Source organism: Nonomuraea sp. NPDC050404, assembly GCF_040655495.1.
In the GTDB taxonomy this organism is placed as follows: Bacteria; Actinomycetota; Actinomycetes; order Streptosporangiales; family Streptosporangiaceae; genus Nonomuraea.
In genome coordinates, this window is record NZ_JBFAKB010000003.1 from 37,685 (window position 1) to 55,811 (window position 18,127).

At 70.3% G+C, this 18,127-nt stretch carries 16 protein-coding genes; 9 read left to right on the forward strand and 7 right to left on the reverse strand.

Going from position 1 to position 18,127, the window contains the following annotated elements; translation table 11 throughout:
• Positions 1-37: 37 nt before the first annotated feature.
• Complete coding sequence (locus AB0I81_RS08490; RefSeq protein ID WP_360652170.1) at positions 38-538, reverse strand: flavoprotein; 501 nt, start codon at positions 536-538, stop codon at positions 38-40.
• Positions 539-625: 87 nt separating this feature from the next.
• Between AB0I81_RS08490 and AB0I81_RS08495 the strand changes: the two genes are divergently transcribed.
• The 3 genes from AB0I81_RS08495 (at position 626) to AB0I81_RS08505 (ending at position 2,970) form a co-directional block, all read left to right on the forward strand.
• Positions 626-1,606: a polyprenyl synthetase family protein gene (locus tag AB0I81_RS08495; protein WP_360652173.1), complete on the forward strand. Its 981-nt coding sequence runs from the start codon at positions 626-628 to the stop codon at positions 1,604-1,606.
• Positions 1,607-1,713: 107 nt separating this feature from the next.
• Complete coding sequence (locus AB0I81_RS08500; protein WP_360652176.1) at positions 1,714-2,361, forward strand: hypothetical protein; 648 nt, start codon at positions 1,714-1,716, stop codon at positions 2,359-2,361.
• 51 nt (positions 2,362-2,412) lie between these two features.
• The gene (locus AB0I81_RS08505) at positions 2,413-2,970 is read left to right on the forward strand and encodes a hypothetical protein (protein ID WP_360652179.1); all 558 of its coding nucleotides are present in this window, start codon (positions 2,413-2,415) and stop codon (positions 2,968-2,970) included.
• Between the two features lie 72 nt (positions 2,971-3,042).
• Here the strand turns inward: AB0I81_RS08505 and AB0I81_RS08510 are convergent, their stop codons facing one another.
• On the reverse strand, positions 3,043-4,476 hold the full coding sequence (locus tag AB0I81_RS08510; RefSeq protein WP_360652182.1) for an MFS transporter: 1,434 nt from the start codon (positions 4,474-4,476) through the stop codon (positions 3,043-3,045).
• Positions 4,477-4,507: 31 nt separating this feature from the next.
• A complete protein-coding gene (locus AB0I81_RS08515) occupies positions 4,508-5,236 on the reverse strand; it encodes a class I SAM-dependent methyltransferase (RefSeq protein ID WP_360652185.1) in 729 nt (242 codons plus the stop codon).
• Between the two features lie 126 nt (positions 5,237-5,362).
• Here AB0I81_RS08515 and AB0I81_RS08520 point away from each other — a divergent pair, with 126 nt between their 5' ends.
• The 3 genes from AB0I81_RS08520 to AB0I81_RS08530 all read left to right on the forward strand — a co-directional run bounded on the left by AB0I81_RS08520 (position 5,363) and on the right by AB0I81_RS08530 (position 8,267).
• Complete coding sequence (locus AB0I81_RS08520; protein ID WP_360652188.1) at positions 5,363-6,745, forward strand: LCP family protein; 1,383 nt, start codon at positions 5,363-5,365, stop codon at positions 6,743-6,745.
• A 119-nt stretch (positions 6,746-6,864) separates the two neighbouring features.
• On the forward strand, positions 6,865-7,794 hold the full coding sequence (locus tag AB0I81_RS08525) for an ATP-binding protein (protein WP_360652191.1): 930 nt from the start codon (positions 6,865-6,867) through the stop codon (positions 7,792-7,794).
• Positions 7,795-7,880: 86 nt separating this feature from the next.
• The gene (locus AB0I81_RS08530; RefSeq protein ID WP_360652194.1) at positions 7,881-8,267 is read left to right on the forward strand and encodes an SCO5389 family protein; all 387 of its coding nucleotides are present in this window, start codon (positions 7,881-7,883) and stop codon (positions 8,265-8,267) included.
• A gap of 42 nt (positions 8,268-8,309) precedes the next feature.
• Here AB0I81_RS08530 and AB0I81_RS08535 read toward each other — a convergent pair whose 3' ends face one another.
• The 3 genes from AB0I81_RS08535 to AB0I81_RS08545 are packed head-to-tail and all read right to left on the reverse strand — an operon-like array spanning position 8,310 to position 10,968.
• Positions 8,310-9,281 (reverse strand): LLM class flavin-dependent oxidoreductase, encoded by a 972-nt coding sequence (locus AB0I81_RS08535; protein ID WP_360652197.1) that lies wholly within the window; start codon positions 9,279-9,281, stop codon positions 8,310-8,312.
• Between the two features lie 26 nt (positions 9,282-9,307).
• Positions 9,308-9,979 carry a ribonuclease HII gene (locus tag AB0I81_RS08540; RefSeq protein WP_360652200.1) on the reverse strand — a complete coding sequence of 224 codons (672 nt, stop codon included), beginning with the start codon at positions 9,977-9,979 and terminating at the stop codon, positions 9,308-9,310.
• A 38-nt stretch (positions 9,980-10,017) separates the two neighbouring features.
• Positions 10,018-10,968 carry a LysR family transcriptional regulator gene (locus AB0I81_RS08545; protein WP_360652203.1) on the reverse strand — a complete coding sequence of 317 codons (951 nt, stop codon included), beginning with the start codon at positions 10,966-10,968 and terminating at the stop codon, positions 10,018-10,020.
• A 79-nt stretch (positions 10,969-11,047) separates the two neighbouring features.
• On the opposite strand from AB0I81_RS08545, the gene AB0I81_RS08550 reads away from it, so the two are divergent.
• From AB0I81_RS08550 to AB0I81_RS08560, 3 genes are all read left to right on the forward strand, one after another.
• The gene (locus tag AB0I81_RS08550; protein WP_360652207.1) at positions 11,048-12,334 is read left to right on the forward strand and encodes a pyridoxal phosphate-dependent aminotransferase; all 1,287 of its coding nucleotides are present in this window, start codon (positions 11,048-11,050) and stop codon (positions 12,332-12,334) included.
• A gap of 189 nt (positions 12,335-12,523) precedes the next feature.
• Positions 12,524-13,168, forward strand: coding sequence for a GNAT family protein (locus tag AB0I81_RS08555; protein WP_360652210.1), 645 nt, complete (start codon positions 12,524-12,526; stop codon positions 13,166-13,168).
• A gap of 256 nt (positions 13,169-13,424) precedes the next feature.
• Positions 13,425-16,463 (forward strand): BTAD domain-containing putative transcriptional regulator, encoded by a 3,039-nt coding sequence (locus tag AB0I81_RS08560; protein ID WP_360652213.1) that lies wholly within the window; start codon positions 13,425-13,427, stop codon positions 16,461-16,463.
• A gap of 259 nt (positions 16,464-16,722) precedes the next feature.
• Here the strand turns inward: AB0I81_RS08560 and AB0I81_RS08565 are convergent, their stop codons facing one another.
• Positions 16,723-18,126, reverse strand: a complete 1,404-nt coding sequence (locus AB0I81_RS08565; protein ID WP_360652216.1) for a methyltransferase — start codon at positions 18,124-18,126, stop codon at positions 16,723-16,725.
• Position 18,127: the final 1 nt, after the last annotated feature.

Genomic DNA, 18,127 nt, shown 5'->3' on the forward strand with positions numbered 1-18,127 from the left:
GTTCCTCCCTGAAGTCGGCACATCCTGGCATAAATCTTCAGGAAAATGCCACGCCCAGTTCCGCCAGCGCCCGTTCCCAGGGGGAGTCGCCGGCGTCGAGCACCACCCGTACGCCGTCGGCCCGCAACTCCTCGACGCTGCGGCGGAACGCCGTACGGGCGGACAGGGCCTCGTTGACGAACGGCAGCACCACCACCGGGATGCCCAGCCCCGGAGCCTCGGCCAGCACCCCGAGCGCGTAGGTGTCGGCGATGCCCAGGGCGAACTTGTTGATCGTGTTGTACGTGGCCGGCGCCACGATGACGGCGTCGGCCCTGGGCGGCTTCGGCTCCGACGGCTTGCGGTAGCGGCTGCGCACGGGCCGCCCGGTCTGCCGTTCCAGCTCGGCCACGTCGATGAAGTCCAGCGCGGACGGCGTGGCCACGATCTGCACGATCCACCCCTCGTCCTGGGCCAGGGCGACCAGGCGGCCGACGTCGGCCGCCGCTCCCGCTGCGCAGACGACGAGGTAGAGGACCTCATCCGATGATCGGTTCACGGCATCCAGCATCCCGGAGTGGTGGGCTGAGAGGCTCCTCAGGGTCTCTCAGGCGTGCCACAGCGACCGGGAAGCAGTCTGGGAGGCATGGATCAACTTCTGCGCAGCCCCGCGATCACGGCCGGGTTGACCAAGGTCGAGGCCAGGATCCGCCGGCTGAGCGGTTCATCGGCGCTGCCCGCCATCAACGCGGGCGCCGGGCGCATCGTCTCGGCGGGCGGCAAGCGCCTGCGTCCCGCCATGACGCTGGCCGCCTCGCTCGCGCTCGGCAAGGCTCTCGACCGCCGCGTGATCACCGCCGCCGCGTGCGTCGAGCTCATCCACGCCGGCTCGCTCGTGCACGACGACCTCATGGACCGCGCCACGGAACGCCGTGGCGCGCGGACGCTCAACGCCGAGCTGGGCGACGGCAAGGCGCTGGTCATCGGGGACTTCATGCTGGCCAGGGCCGGGCTGGCGGCGATCGTGAACGTGTCAAGGCCGGTCGCGGAGGTGCTGGCGGCGGTCGTGGTGGAGCTGGCGGAGGGGCAGTACCTGGAGACGGCCGACCTGTTCAACACCGCCCGCACCAGGCAGAACGCGTTGAGGTCCATCACCGGTAAGACCGCCGCCCTGTTCAGGGCCGGGTGCCTGGTGGCGGCGGTGTGCGCGCACGCCTCGGCCGAGGACAGGGCGCGGATGGCGGCGTACGGGGAGAAGTTCGGCCTCATCTTCCAGGTGCTCGACGACCTGCTGGACCTGACCGCCACCAGCGAGCAGCTCGGCAAGCCCGCCGGGAACGACCTGCGGCAGGGCGTCTACAGCCTGCCGCTGCTCATGTCGGGGGCCGACCTGGACGGGCTGCTGGGCCGCGACATGAGCGACGAGCAGGTGGCGGAGGCGCTGCGCAGGTTGCGGGCGAGCCGGATGACCGAGGAGACGATCGCGTACTGCCGCGGGCTGGCCGCCGACGCGCTGGCCGCCCTGCCGGTGATCCATGACCATGAGATGGCGGGCCTGCTGTACGGCCTCCCCGCGGCTTATATAGATCAAGTGGAGCGTATGACACACCTGACCCCAGTAAGTTGAGATTTGTTGGAACAATTGGTATTAATCATCGCCACTTCCGGGAAAAAGTGCTCATACTGGAATTACCCCCTACCAGGAGCACGCACATGCGAAAGATCCCCCATCGCATGGCCCAAAAGGATGACCTGACACCAAGTCAGTTCCTCCAGTTCGCCGCCGTGGACTTCTCCGGCATCTACGCGGTCCACCTCGCCGCGAAGGAGGAACGGCTGAAGATGACCAGGCTCGCGATGAGCCTGTTGTCCGGCCCGTTCCTCGCGGCCATCGCCCTGGCCAGCGCGAAAGTGGTGGACCCGCAGAGCCTGACGCGGTGGCAGGACGTGCCGTGGTACCTGTTCGCCGTGGTCACCGCGTTCGGCGTGCTCAGCTCCCTGCCGTTCCTGCGGCTCATCGAAGCCGTCAACGCGCACGCCAGAACGGCGCGCGCGATCAACAACTTCCGCCTGCTGTACGCCACGAAGCTCAGGGACGACCTCGGCTGGAGCCCGAACCTGCCGACCGACCCGCGCTTCCCCGAGACGTACGCGCCCCTCGCCTGGCCCGGCGTCAACGTCACCGTGCTCGCCATGGCCAACTCGACCTACCTGGCCGTCGGCGTCACGGGGCTCAGCGGACAGGAGCCGAACCTGCTCCTGCTCGTGGCCGCCATCCTGCTCGTCGCCTTGGTCCACTACGCCGTTTACTACATCCGCTGCAATGTCACCCGACGGCGGCACCCTCGCAGCTCTCCTGGATATTCGCAATTGGAGGGATAAATGCCCTGCCCAGAACTTTGGGCGTCGTGTGGGGAGGCGTGGATTAAATTGATGCGTCATGTCTGGTCGGCGGGCGCGCTCGCCGACGACGATCGTGGGCCGGTCATCGAGGGACCGTCCCTGCTGTTCGAGATCGAGCGCGTCAGCGACGACGATCCGATCATCGCGCGGTACGGCGACGCCGACCGGCTCACGTTGTACCGCAGGAAGTTCAGCGAGGTCGCGGTGGTGCCGCCGTTCAAGTACAGCTACGGGGCCAGGATCGGCGGGCAGCTCACCTGGGCGGCCGACCTGCTGCGGGCCAAGCCGTACAGCAAGAGCGCGTGGATCTCGCTGACCGCGCCCGGCGAGGCGTACGACTCGGTGCCGTGCCTGATCGGGATGGCGTTCCGGATCAGGGAGGGCTCGCTGGTCATGACCGTCGCCTTCCGCTCCCAGAACGCCTTCACCAGCTACCTCAACTATCTGCCGCTCGCCGACGTGCACGCGGCGATGGCCTCGAAGCTGAGCGTCGAACGCGGCCCGATGCGGGTGTTCGTGGACGTGCCGCACCTCTACCTGTCCGACAGCCCCCGGGTCTTACCCGTCATGTGGCGCCCGCTCTCATGAACGCGCCGGTCAGGTGGCGCCCGCTCTCATGAACGCGCCGGTCAGGTGGCGTCCGCTCTCGTAGCGCGCCGGTCAGGTGGCGTCCGCCTTGCTGAGCGGCGGTGCGATGGCCTCCAGGCCCTTGCGCTCGGCCTTGACCCCGAGGAACAACTCGACCAGGCCGCCGGCGATCATCACCACCGCGCCGACGCAGAACGCCAGCGCCGTGTCCCCCGGCACCCCGGTCTCCACCAGCGTGGCGAACACCAGCGGCCCCGCGATGCCGCCCGCCGCCGTGCCCACCGCGAAGAAGAACGCGATGGCCATCGCCCTGGTCTCCATGGGGAAGATCTCGCTCACGGTCAGGTACGCCGAACTGGCCCCCGCCGAGGCCACGAACAACACGGCGCACCAGCACGCGGTCAGCGTGACCGCGGTCAGCATGCCCTGGCTGAACAGCCACGCCGTGCCGAGCAGCAACAACCCGGAGCCGATGTAGGTGGCCGAGATCATCGGCACCCTGCCCACCGTGTCGAAGAGGTGGCCGAGCAGCAGCGGGCCGAGGAAGTTGCCGATCGCGATGACCGCGAAGTAGTAGCCCGTGTGCGTGTCGATCTGGAAGAACGTGGACAGGATCTGCGCGTACCCGAACGTGATCGCGTTGTACAGGAACGCCTGCCCGATGAACAACGACAGCCCCAGCACCGTCCGCTTCGGATAGAGGGCCACCATCGTGTGCGCGATCCTGATGAAACCGATCGACTTACGCTGGTGGATGGTCATCGACTGCTCGGGCTCCGGCAGTTCGTCCCTGCCGATCCGGTGCTCGACGTCATCGACGATGCGCTCGGCCTCGTCCCCTCTGCCGTGGATGAACAACCAGCGCGGGCTCTCCGGCACGTTGCGGCGTACGAGGAGGATGGCCAGGCCCAGCACCACGCCCAGCCCGAACGCCACCCGCCAGCCGATGTTGACCGGCAGGTTGTTCAGCAGCGGCACGGTCAGCAGCGCCCCGCCGGCGGCGCCGAGCCAGTAGCTGCCGTTGATGATGATGTCGATGCGTCCGCGGTGCCGGCTCGGGATCAACTCGTCGATGGCGGAGTTGATGGCCGCGTACTCGCCGCCGATGCCGAAGCCCGTCAGGAACCTGAACAGGAAGAACCACCAGACGCTGAAGGAGAACGCGGTCAGCAGGGTCGCCGCCAGGTACACGACCAGCGTGATGATGAACAACTTCTTCCTGCCGAACCTGTCGGTCAGCCAGCCGAAGAACAGCGCCCCCGAGCAGGCTCCCGCCACGTAGAGCGCGGCGGCCATGCCCGCGACCTGCGCCTGGGTGATGTCCAGGCCGCTGCCCGGCTTGGCGAGCTGCGCGGACAGGTTTCCGACGATGGTGACTTCGAGTCCGTCGAGGATCCAGACGGTGCCGAGCCCGATGACGATCATCCAGTGCCACCGTGACCACGGCAGCCGGTCCAGCCGCGCGGGCACCTTGGTGGTGACGGTGCCTGTTTCCACCTCGCTCATAAACTCAACGCGATACCCAGGCAAACGCTTTCTACGCGGCCGGTTTCCTGGCCTCCACGATGCCGGTGGCGGACCAGGGGCCGCCGTACCAGAACCGCCAGCCCGCGTCGCGCCGCCGCACGTCCACCACGCCCAGCTCGCGCAGCGTCTCCTCGTAGTCCTGGGTGTGCCGGAAGTCGGCGATCAGCAACAACCCGCCGGGCCGCAACACCCGGTGCGCCTCGCGGACGGCCCGCGCCCGCCCGTCGGCTCCGGGGATGTCGTGCACGGCCTGACTCGACACCACCACGTCGAACGCGTCGTCGCCGAACGGCAGGTCGCGCAGGTCGCCCGTGACCAGCTCCACCCGGTCGGCGACGCCTTCCGCCTCGGCGTTCGCCCTGGTCACCTGCTCGTGGTTGCCCGACCGGCCCTTGGCGCGCCACAGGTCCACGCCGGTCGCCCCGCCGCTCTCCAGCCGCTGGGCGGCGAGCAGCAGCACCGCTCCCCGGCCGCAGCCCAGGTCGAGCAGCCGCTCGTCGCCGCGCAGCCGTTCCAGTTGCCCGGCCCAGACGGCGAACTTGCCGCGCCGGGTCGTGTAGAGGTGGCTGATCGCGCTGGCCAGCGTGTAGAGCCCGCCGAGCAGGAAGGCGATGCCCGCGGCGAGGATGTCCAGCGATAACGACAGGCCCGCCAGGCCGAGCAGCACGATCGCGCCGAACAGCAGTCCGGCCACTGCCCACGGCGCGTCGAACCCATAACTACCGTGTCGCTTGCTCACGTTCACGTTGTATCTCAAGCTGGTCTTGGTAGGCATTTGACCGAACCATTCCCTTCGTACCGCCGCTGACGCACAACGCATCACTAAGGTGGCTTGGATGAGCACGCGTTGGGGGTTCGACCAGGCATGACGGGAGAAGATCGGCGATTCGGCCTGGGCGCGAGCATCGCACTGACACTGGCATCGACGGTGTTGTGGGGGGTCGCGCACCTCGCCACGGAACGCCGCAAGACCGGCCTGGCGCTCATGGCGGCCTATGTGCTGACACTGGCCGGCGTGCTGACCGTCTTCACCGCGTTCAGCGCCAACCTCCTGTCGCTGGCCGTCCAGCCCCGCTGGCTCACCTGGCTCACGGTCGCGCTGGTGGTGATCGCGCTGGCCTGGACCGGCGTGATCCTCTGGTCCTTCCTCCTGGTACGCCCCGCCCGCTCCGACAGCGTCGGCCGCTTCCTGACCGCCACCCTGGCCGTCGCCCTGTGCGCGCTCGTGCTCGCGCCGACGGCCTACGCCACCCGGCTGGCGTACGTGTCGCGCGACGTCGTGAACAGCCTGTTCGCCACCGGCGACACCCCCAACGCGCCCGTACTGGCCCAGGACCCGTGGAACGGCGCCCAGCGGGTGAACTTCCTGCTGCTCGGCGGCGACTCGGCGCCCAGCAGGCCGGGCGTACGGACCGACAGCATGACCGTGGCCAGCGTGGACGTCGAAACGGGAGAGAGCGTCCTGTTCGGCCTGCCCCGCAACCTCCAGAACGTCCCGCTCCCGGAGGGCCCCGCCAGGGCGCGCTTCCCCTCGGGCTTCAGCGGCGCGGGCCCCGGCACCCCCGGCCTGCTCAACGAGGTCTTCCAGTACGCCGAGGACAACCCGGACGTGGTGCCGGGCGTGGAAAAGGGCAAGCGCGGCCCCACCCTGCTCAAGCAGACCATCGGCGACCTGCTCGGCCTGCGCGTGGACCACTACGCCATGGTGGACATGAAGGGCTTCGCGGAGATCGTGGACGCCATGGGCGGCGTACAGGTCACCATCAAGGAGCCCATCGTGTACGGCAGGCGCCGCGAGGGCCTGCTGCCCGCCGGCACCCGCAGACTGTCCGGCGAGGAGGCCCTCTGGTACGGCCGCTCCCGCACCGACAGCGACGACTACGTGCGTATGGGCCGCCAGAAGTGCCTGCTCAACGCGGTCGCCAGGCAGGCGGACCCGATGACCGTGCTCAACAGCTTCGAAAGCCTCGCCGCGGCCACGAAGCGGGCCATCTCCACCGACCTGCCCCAGCATCTCCTGCCCGCGGTCGTGGACCTGTCGCAGAAGGTGAAGGACGCCAGGATCCGCAGCCTGAACTTCGTACCGCCGCTGATCTCGACCGCCGACCCCGACTGGTACGAGATCCGCCGCAAGGTCGAGGACACCCTGAACGAGCGCCCAGCCCCCAGGACCGCCCCCGCCCGCACCACGCCCTCCCCCACGCCGGAAGCCGACACGCCGACCAGCCTCGACACCGCCTGCGGCTGACCACCTCCGACCACCTCGCCCCACCACTTCTCGCTTTGGCGCGCCCTCATTCGGGCCCCTGTGGCATGATGGTGATCGTCCCGTTCGGAAACGATTTTCATACCCACCTGGAGCACACCGTGAGAGTGGCGTTCGTCGGAAAGGGCGGCAGCGGCAAGACGACGATGTCGGCCCTGTTCGCGAGGCACCTGGCGAGCCACGGCGGTCCCGTGGTCGCCATCGACGCCGACATCAACCAGCACCTGGCCCTCGTGCTCGGCCTGGACCGGCAGCCCGAACCCCTGGGCGCCCACCTCACCGAGATCAAGGACCGGCTGCGCGGCACGAACCCGCGCATCGCCTCCGCCGAGGCCATGCTCAAGACCACCCCGCCCGGCCGCGGCTCCACGCTGCTGAGCTTCCAGGACCTGGCCACCGACCCCTACGGCCTGACCACCCCCGAGGGCCTGCGCCTGCTGGCCACCGGCCCGTTCAGCGAGGACGACCTCGGCGTGGCCTGCTACCACTCCAAGGTGGGCGCGGTGGAACTGCTGCTCAACCACCTCGTCGACCTGCCCGGCGAGTACGTCGTGACGGACATGACGGCCGGCGCCGACTCCTTCGCCTCCGGCCTGTTCACCCGCTTCGACCTGACGTTCCTGGTCGCCGAGCCGACCAGGCAGGGCGTCAGCGTCTACCGGCAGTACCGCGACTACGCCGCCAAGTACGACGTCACCCTCGCCGTGATCGGCAACAAGGTGCACGGCCAGGGTGACGTGGACTTCCTGCGCGAGCACGTGGGCGACGACCTGCTGACCTGGATGGAGCACTCGGCAGCCGTGCGCGCGATGGAACAGGGCCGCCACTTCACGCTGGACGACCTGGAGCCGGCCAACGCCGACGCGCTGTCCCTGCTCCGCAAGACCCTCGACGAGCAGGACAAGGACTGGGCCATGTTCGGCCGCCAGACGGTGGAGTTCCACCTGCGCAACGCCGAGGCGTGGGGCAACGACAGGACCGGCTCCGACCTCGCCGAGCAGGTGGACCCGGACTTCGTCTATGGCCCATGACCCACACGACTGTCCCCACGGGGCTGCTGGAGCGTTTCCGATTAGAGACCTAGCGTGAGATCAATCCCCCTTCGAGAGGAGACAGCATGTCGCTGACCGTTCCGAACGATCTGCTCGACCAGGCCAGAGCCGGTGAGGTGGACGACGCGGCGTTCATCGCCTGCGTCCGCGACTCACTCCCCTACGCGTGGTCGCTGATCAGCGAGCTGGTCAAGCAGCGTGAGCACAGCGGAGCCGAGTTCGCCGACAACCAGGTGCCGCCGCCGTCCGAGGAGGCCCGCGGCCAGCTCCTGCGCTGCCTGGCGAGCGACTCGATGCGTGGCGCTCTGGAGCGTCACTACGGAGTGCGCCTGGCCTTCCAGAACTGCCACCGGGTGGCCGTCTTCGACCCGGCGGCGACGCGGGCCCTGTCCGACTTCGTCACCCCGCGCGCGCAGATCCTCAACCAGAAACCGGAGCTCGTGGACTGCTGAGCCCCCTCCGGCGAGCCGGCAACGATGCCCGGCTCGCCGGGTTCATCCCCGTAGCAGCGGCAACACCTCGGCGCCGAACCTCCTGATGTTCTCCAGCGTGCGCCCGTGCTCCCCCAGCCCCTCCATGAGCAGGATGAAGCGCTCGACACCGGTGACCTCCGCGGTACGCCGCAACGTCTCGGCGCAGTGCTCCGCCGATCCCACCGGATGGATCCCGGTCAGCAGGTCCACGTACGCGCCGGCGTCCCTGGACGGCCTCGTCCGCCCGTCCACCGGCACGTAACCGGCCAGCCCCGGCCCCAGCCAGGCCAGCATCGCGGCCTTGAGCTCACGCACCGCCTCGGCCGTGGAATCGGCCACACACGCCACCCCCGCCGCGACGTGCCCGACAGTCGAGTCCCCGTACCGCTTGATCATGGCGGCCTTGTCCTCGTCCCCGATGTGCATGCCCAGCAACATCGGCAGCCCGCGCCGGGCGGCCACCTCCACGGTCCCGGCGGAGGTGCACGCGACGACCGGCCGCATCGAGGCCGACGGCACCATCGGCACCTCCCTGAACCGGAAGAACTCCCCGTCGGCGGCCACGGAAGGCCCCGACAGGGCATCCAGCAGCAGGTCGAGCGATTCGGCGAACCCCCGCTCGTACCGTTCGAGCCCCGTCCCGAACACCTCCAGGTCCACCCACGGCCCGCCCCTGCCGACCCCCAGCGTGAACCGCCCGCCGGACAGGTGGTGCAACATGGCGGCCTGCTCGGCCAGCGCCACGGGATGCTGGCTGGACAACACGCTCACGGCCGTGCCGAGCCCGATGCGAGAGGTCCTGCCGATCGCGACCGCCGCCAGCGTCGCCGGGGACGGGCAGACGCCGTAGGTCATGAAGTGGTGCTCGGCGACCCACGCGTCGTCGAACCCGGCCTCCTCGGCCGCGACGATCCACTCGACCGCGTCGGCGAGCACCCGCCCGGACTCCTGCCCGGGAAACAGCCCCGCGACCACAAAGATCCCGATCCGCATGCCCCGAATGATGGCCGATCGCGACGTCAGGCGAACAGGCTGGCCTGCCCCTCCATGGCCAGAGGGTCCCGGTGCCGCTTGAGATGCCGCCATTGGGGCAGGTCGTCAAGGTATGACCAGGAGAGCCGATGGTGGGAGGTGGGCCCGAGCCGGGCCAGCGCCTCCTGGTGCCCGGGTGAGGGGTAGCCCGCGTTCTCGGCGAAGCCGTACTCCTCGCAGCCGATCGTGCCCATGTAGGCGTCGCGCCGCACCTTGGCCAGCACGGAGGCGGCGGCCACCGAGATGCTCGCCGAGTCTCCCTTGACCTCCAGGCGCACCGGCCAGGGCGCGCCGATGTAGTCGTGCTTGCCGTCCAGGATCACCGCGTCAGGACGGACCGGCAGCGACTCCAGCGCCCGGCGGGCGGCCCTGCGCAGCGCCTCGGTCATGCCGAGCGTGTCGATCTCGTGGTGCGTGGCCTCGCCGAAGCCGACGCCCGCCGCCCAGACGGCCAGCTCGGCGGCCAGCGGCCCGCGCTTGGCCTCGGAGACCTGCTTGGAGTCCGTCAGCCCGGCGGGCGGCTCCGACAGGTCGGTGACGACCGCGCACACCGTCACGGGCCCCGCCCAGGCGCCCCTGCCGACCTCGTCCACGCCGGCGACCGTGCGCGTGCTGGGCTGCGCGAGCAGGAGCTGCTCGATCTCGTACGTCGGCGCCATGAGCGAAGACGCTATCGCCTCTGGCGGGTGCACGGGGTTCACTCCCTGTCCTTGGGCCGCTCCGCCGGGCGTACCGGATCCAGGTCCCCGGCGATGTAACGCGCCGCCACGTGGATGGCCCGCAGCGTCACCGACACCGACGGCCGGTGCACGCTGGAGCCGCGCGCCACCGCGTGCACCTCCCGCCCCACCGGGTTGCCGGGGAACTGCCGCACGGCCAGCCCGCGCACCCCGGCGGCCAGCGCCAGCGCGGGTACGGCGGCGATGCCGAGGCCCTTGGCGACCAGCGACAGGATGGTCCCCAGCCCCTCGAACTCCCACGGCGTCGGCCGGGTGCCGCCCACGTCCACCAGCAGCCGGTCCACCGCCAGCCGCGACGGCTCGCCGTCGGGCGTGGCCATCCACGGCTCGTCGCGCAGTTCGCGCAGGTCCAGCGGCACCTCGGGGTCGGCCAGCCGGTGCTTGCGCGGCACGACCAGCACGAGGGGGTCCCGCAGCAGCGGGAAGACCCGCAGGCTGTCGCTGTCGCGCGCCTGGCCGTACCAGTCGTCCACGAGCGCGATGTCCACCTCCCCCGACTGCACCTCGCGCATGCCCCGCCCCGATCTGCTCTGCCCCAGCCGGAGCGTGAGCTGGGTGTGGCGGCGCAACGATCGGGCGAGCGCCGGCGCGAATGCTACGGCCGCCGTGGGGAAGGCGGTGACGACGACCCGCCCTGACGGCGTCCCTTCGTGCGCGGACAGGTCGGATTCCGCCTCCTCCACCATCGAAAGGATCCGCTCCGCGTGCATGACCAGCCGTCGGCCGGCGTCGGTGAGTTCGGCGCTGCGCGCCGTCCTGTCGATCAGGGCCGTTCCGGTCTCACGTTCGAGCGCGACCAGCTGTTGCGACACGGCCGAAGGACTGTAGCCGAGCGCTTCGGCGGTCGCCGCGATGCTGCCCTTTCTGGCGAACTCGCAGATCAGGACCAATCGCCGCAATTCGAGCATCAGACTTCCTTATGCCTACCCACACTAAGCCTCGCTTGTGCTGATGCCTTCATCCAACCACGCTGGGAACGTGACAACCATGACCGTTACTTTGTCCGCCACTCTGGCGGCTAACGAGGACATCGAACGAAGACGACGCGCCGGGGAACGCGTGCTGCACCTGGCCTTCGGAGAGGCAGGGCTGCCCGTCCACCCGGCGCTGCGCGACAGGCTGGCCGCCGCCTCGGAACGCAACGGCTACGGGCCGGTCGCGGGGGCGTCAGAACTTCGGGCCGCGGCGGCGGGCTATTGGACTCGACGGGGGCTCACCACCGACCCCGAACTGGTCGTCTGCGGACCGGGCAGCAAATCCCTGCTGTACGGCCTGCTGCTGGCGATCGGCGGGGACGTCGTCTTGCCCATGCCCAGCTGGGTCAGCTACGCCGCGCAGGCCGATCTGGTCGGCTCACGTCCGATCCTGGTGCCCGCACCACCAGGGCAGGGCGGAGTGCCGGACCCGGATCTGGTGGCCGCCGCGGTACGCCGCGCAAGGGCGGAGGGCAGGACGGTCAGCTCGGTGCTGGTCACCCTGCCGGACAACCCGACGGGACGGCTGGCTCCACCGGCCACCGTCGCCCACCTGGTCGCGGTCGCCCGTGAGCTCGATTTGACGATCATTTCCGACGAGATCTACCGCGACCTCGTACACGACCCGGCCCTGCCCTACACCTCGCCCGCCGATCTGGCGCCGGAGCGCACGATCATCACCACCGGGCTGAGCAAGAGCCTGGCCCTGGGCGGCTGGCGGATCGGCGTGGCCAGGCTGCCGGAGAACGGTCATGCGTTGCGCAGGCAACTGCTCGCGGTGGCCAGCGAGATCTGGTCGGCGCCCGCGGCGCCCGTCCAGGAGGCCGCCGCCTACGCCTTCGGCGACCATCCCGAGCTGATCGAGCGCATCGACCGCAGCCGCCGGCTGCACGGCCTGGTCGCCCATGAGGTACGCGAACGGTTCATCGAGATCGGCGCCGACGTGCCCATGCCGCAGGGCGGCTTCTACCTCTATCCCGACCTGAGCCACCTCAGACTCGGCGGCTCCGCCGAGATCACCAAGATCCTGCTGGAGAACCACGGCATCGGGGTGCTGCCGGGCCACGCCTTCGGCGACGACCCGTCGGCCGCCCGCGTGCGCGTGGCCGTCAGCCTGCTCTACGGCGACTCGCCCGAGGAGCGCCTGACCGCTCTGAACAGCTCGGACCCGCTCCGGCTCCCGTGGATCGCGGACAATCTCGACTACCTCTCGCTGGGGCTGGGCGCGCTGTCGCCGCTGCGCCGCGAAACGGTGGCGGAACGGCGACCGGCGCTCGTCCCCGCGCCCTGTCACGGATAGGGTCGCGGATAGGGTCACGGCCAGGCTCGCGGCCAGGGTCACGGTTAGGCGAATCTTTCCCCAAGAGCGGGTGCACCACCCCCTAAAAGAGCACTCTGACCTGCGAAAACGTACCGTCTGCAAAAGCGGTGGAAAGTTGGTTGGCACAGCCTGGTTACGTGCACGTGGCGTAGCCCCCATCATGTGCTCATGCCCGCTCTTGTCACCCTGTCCGGGCGCCTCGTGCGCCTGGAACCTCTCAGCCTCGCGGCGGTCGATGATCTGACCGCCGCGGCGAGTGAAGACCGCTCCACCTACACCTTCACTCGCGTCCCGAATGGCCGGGACGAGGTGGTCTCCTACGTGGAGGCCGCCCTGGCTGAGCAGGCGGAGGGCCGCACGATGCCCTTCGCCATCCGGTGGCTGAACACCGACCGCGTGGTCGGTGCCACCCGTCTCATGCACCTGGAGTACTGGCAGGGGCCGATGCCCTGGCCGCCGGGTACCCGAGGTGCGGTGGGCGACATCCCGTCCGTGGCCGACATCGGTTACACCTGGCTGGGCGCCGGCGCCCAGGGCACGGGTGCCAACCGGGAGAGCAAGTACCTGCTGCTCTCGCACGCCTTCGAGACCTGGGACGTCCACCGCATCTCCCTCAAGGCAGACGTACGCAACACCAGATCCCGGGCCGCCATCGAGGCACTCGGCGCACACTTCGACGGGGTGCGGCGAGCGGACAGCCGAGGCGCCGACGACACGGTCCGAGATACCGCGCTCTACTCGATCCTGAACTCCGAATGGCCGGCCGTACGCGAACGGCTGGTCAGGCGGCTCGGACTGGTCGAGGCAGCCTAGGAACCACACCCGCCGACGGCCCCGCCCTTTTCCACTGGGCGGGGCCTGTATTTTTCCCGCCTGCATTCGCTCTATATGACACACGCCCCCGCGGATGCGTGTCACACCAGCGGCCTTCAGCATCCAGGGACGTGCTCAACACCGGATCAAAGGCGGATCAACGCTGAGATGAACGATCAGTCTGCCTCTAGGGCACGAACATCAACCGATCTATCATTTGGTAACAAATCGTTCCATTGGCTTGGAGACATACGGCATGGCTGGTCAGAGCGTTGAGAGCGGGCTGCGGTTCGCGGTGCTCGGTCCTGTCCGCGCGTGGCGTGATGGCCAGGAACTCGACCTGGGCACCCCGCTGCAGCGTTCCATTCTGGGCATGTTGCTGCTGCGCGAGGGCCACGCGGTCACACCCGCCGAGATGATCGACGCCGTCTGGGGCGAGGACGCGCCGCCGCGGGCCCTGGGCGCGCTGCGCACGTACGTCTCCAGGCTGCGCACGGTGCTCGAACCGGGCAGGCCCGCCCGATCGCGCCCCGAACTGCTCACCTCCATCGGCAAGGGCTACGCGCTGCGGCTGCCGCAGGACGCGCTCGACCTGACCCGCTTCGAACGCGGCATCACGCAGGCCGAGACCGCGCGCAAGGCCGGCCGGCTGGCCGAGGCCGCCAGGGCGCTGCGGGCCGCGCTGAACCTCTTCGAGGGCGAGCCGCTGGCCGGCACCGTCGGCCCCTACTCCGAGCACCAGCGCGACCGGCTGGTCGAGCGGCGCATCAGCGTCATCGAGACGCTCATGGACGTGGACCTGGAGCTGGGCAACCACGCCAAGATCGTGTCCGAGCTGATCGCGCTGACCGCCGACCACCCGCTGCGCGAGAGGTTGCGCGCCCAGCTCATGCTGGCCCTGTACCGCTGCGGCCGGCAGGGCGACGCGCTCAACGTCTTCACCGAGACGCGCGAGGCGCTCATCGACGAGCTGGGCATCGAGCCCGGCCCCGAGCTGTCCGCCCTGCACCAGCGCATCCTGGCCGCCGACCCCACGCTCGCCGCCGCCGAGGTGCCCCACGAGGAGGAGCCCCCCGCGGCGGAGGAGCCACAGCCGGCGCTCGAACTGCCGCGCCCCGCCCAGCTGCCCGCCGCCGTCAGCGACTTCACCGGCCGCAAGGAGATCGCCGGACGGCTGCGCACGCTGCTGTCGGCCAAGTCCCAGACCGAGGGCGTGCCCCTGGTGGCCATCTCCGGCATCGGCGGCGTCGGCAAGACCACGCTGGCCGTGCACGTGGCGCACCTGGTGGACGACGTCTTCCCCGACGGCCAGCTCTACGCCGACCTGCGCGGCTACACCGACGAGGCGACGGCACCCGAGTCGGCGCTCGGCGGCTTCCTGCGCGCGCTCGGCATCCCGCCCGACGTCATCCCGGAAGGGACGGCGGAGCGCTCGGCCCTCTACCGCTCCATCCTGGCCGAACGCCGCATCCTCGTGCTGCTCGACAACGCCCGCGACGCCGAGCAGGTCAGCCCGCTGCTGCCGGGCACGCCCGGTTGCGCGGCCATCGTCACCAGCCGGGGCAAGCTGGCCGACCTGCCCTCGGCCAAGCTCGTGGACCTGGACGTGCTGGAGCCGGGCGAGGCGCTGCGGCTGTTCGCCGCGGTCGCCGGGGCCGAGCGCGTCGCGGCCGAGCACGGCGCGGCCATGGACGTGGTGGCGGCGTGCGGGTTCCTGCCGCTGGCCGTGCGGATCGTGGCCGCCAGGCTGGCCGCGCGGCCCTCCTGGACGGTCGCCTCGCTGGTGCCCAGGCTGGCCGACGAGCAGCGCCGCCTCGACGAGCTGCGGGTGGGCAACCTGGCCGTCGAGGCCACCTTCGCGCTCGGGTACGGGCAGCTCACCCCCGCCCAGGCGCACGCGTTCCGGCTGCTCTCGCTGCCCAACGGCCCCGACATCTCCGCGGGCGCGGCGGCGGCCGTGCTGGCCAAGAACGCGTTCGAGGCGGAGGAGGTGCTGGAGTCGCTGGTCGACGCCAGCCTGCTGGAGGCGCCCGCGCCCGGCCGCTACCGCTTCCACGACCTGCTCAAGTTGTTCGCCAGGCGCGAGCTGGAAAAGAGCGAGGAGCCCGCGGCCCGTACGATGGCGCTGCGCCGGCTGCTCGGCTTCTACCTGGCCTCTGCCGGGTCCGCGCACACGCTGGCCTACGAGGGCAGCATGATTCCGGTCAGCCTCGTCACGATCGGCACCGGACAGACCCTCACCAGCGCGGACGAGGCCGTGGCCTGGCTCATCGCCGAGGGCGACTCACTGTTCGCGGCCATCAACCAGGCCGCCGCGGCGGCGCGTACCGGCGAGCAGCTCCTGCCCGCCGCAGACCTGCTGGTGGCGATGGAGCCGCTGCTGGAGTCGGGCACGCACACGCGCGAGTTCGGCCAGGGCACCAGGGCCGTGCTGGCCGGCGCGCGGAACATTGGCGACGAGGCGTGCGAGCTGCGCGCCCGCTACGTGCTGGGCCGGGTGTTGTTCGCCGGCAACCGGCTCAAGGAGGCCGAGGAGCACTTCAGGCGCGTGCACGAGTTGTCGCACGCCCGCGGCGAGAAGATCGTCACCGGCGAGGTGCTGAACGCCCTGGCCGTCGTCGTCGGCCGCCAGCGCCGCCACACCGAGGCGCTGGAGCTGTTCGAGGCGGCGATGCGCTTCTACCGCGAGAACGGCGTGCCGGCCGGCGAGGCGCTGGTCCTCAGCTACTCCGCCCGCGACCATCTGGGGCTGGGTCACCCCGAGGACGCGATCGCGGCGGCCGAGAAGGGCCTGGCCATCTTCACCGAGATCGGCAGCGGCGCCGGCACCGCCCGTGCCCGCTACCACCTCGGCGTCGTGCTCTCCCGGGTCGGCCGGCTCAACGAGGCCGTCCACCACCACGCCGAGTGCCTGGCCTTCTTCCGCGCCGGCAAGCAGCGCGTCTGGGAGCAGCGGGTGTGCTCGCGGCTGGCCGAGACGTTCATCGCCGCCGAGCGCCATTCCGACGCCGTACGGCACGCCGAGCAGGCACTGACGGTCTCCCGCGAGATCGGCCACCCATACGGCGAGGCGCTCTCGCTCACCGTGCTCGGCAGGGCGCTGCGCGGTCTCGGCGACACGACGAGGAGCCTGCACTGTCTACGGCAGGCCTTCGAGATCTTTTCCAGGCTCGGGGCTCCCGAGGCCGGCGATCTGAAGGTCCTGCTCGACGCCGTCACCGTCGCTGAATCCGTCGCTGAATCCGTTACCGATTCCGTTGCCGAATCCTTCGGCGGGCCCGTCGTCGAGTCCTGAGTACAGCTCGTCGTCCAGCCGTGTCATCCACACATGGTTGATCAAGACTGTCCTTAGGCTGTCACGAATATGTTGTAGCCCGACCGGCCGCCCTTGCCACCACGCGTCGCTAGGGGGCCCGGTTATCCGGATGCTCCGCGTAGCGGCTAGCCGCCTCACATAGGCGACCGGCCGGACCTGACACGGCCCTCGAACCCCCCAGGTCCGTGTCTTGCCCCTGAGCCTTCACCACGGGTGTCAACGTCCAATCAACGGCGAATCAAAGCAGGAAGTAACCCTCGGCGATGAGGGGCCTGACCGCGTCGGCGTTGGGGATCTCACCGTCGCCGACCAGCTCGGCGATCACGTTGAGCAGCGGCCCGAGCGCCAGCTCGCCGTCGCACACGCCGGCCAGCGCGGCCTCCACCGTGCCGACCTCCCTGCTGCGCCGCAGCCCCTGCGTCTGGCGCAGGACGATGCGGATCGGGTCCTCCGCGCCCGGCAGGCCGACGCGCTCGTCGAGCAGCCCTTCCGCGGTACGCAGCAGCGCGCCGTCCAGCCCGCCGGCCCGGTGCGCGGCGGCGATGGAGTCGATGACGTCATCGACGTAGTCACCGACCGGGAGCGCGACCTGGTGCGCCAGATGCTCGACGCGGACGACGGGATCGAAGGCGCCGGAGTTGCGCATCGTGATCCAGCCGAACCCGATGCCCTCGACCCCGCGCTCGTCGAACCACTCCAGCCAGCGGTCGTAGTGCTCGGCGTAGCCCTTGGTGCCGTGCTCGGCCGCGTCCCTGAGCCACAGCTCGACGTACTCGGCCGGATCCTGCACGTCACGCTGGACCACCCAGCCGTCGCAGCCGGTCCCGCGCAACCAGCCGCCCACGCGGTCGTGCCAGTCCTCGCCCTCGACGTGCAGCCAGTTGGCCAGGAAATGGGCCTGGCCGCCGGGGCTGAGGTGATGGGGCGCCTGCAGCACGAGGTCGCGGCAGAAGTCGTCACCCTCCCCGCCCGACTCGCGATAGGTCAGCTTCCCTTCGCGCGCCGGGGCGATGACGAACGGCGGATTGCTCACGATCAGGTCGAACAACTCGTCCCCGACCGGCTCGAACAACGATCCCGCCCGCGCGTCCACGCCCTCGACCCCGGACAACTCCCAGCTCAGCCGCGCCAGCTCCAGGGCACGCGGGTTGAGGTCGGTGGCCACGACCCGCTCGGCCCGCCCGGCCAGGTGCAGCACCTGCACCCCACACCCGGTGCCCAGGTCGAGCGCGCGCTCCACCGGGCGGCGGGTGACGAGCTGGGCCAGGTTGGCCGAGGCGCCGCCCGCGCCCACCACGTGGTCGGGGCGCAGCGCGGGGTCTCCCGGGCGTACCTTCCTGTCGGAGACCAGGTAGCCGCCGGTCTCCCAGGGCTGCAGGTGCACGGTGGCGGCGACCTGATCCCCGTCGGCCGTGACCAGCCCCGACTCCAGCACCTCCGGGGCCACGCTCTTGGCCGGGACGGGAACGCCGAGCCACCACAGCCGGATCAGCGTGCCCAGCGGATCGCCGTCCGCGGTCGCGCGCAGGGCCGGTATCAGCTCCTCGCGGGCCAGCGCCGAGGCCGCCATGCTGCCCAGGCGCTCGCGTACGCCGTCGATCGTGTAGCCGGTTTCGAGGAGATGATGGCGCAGTCGTTCCACA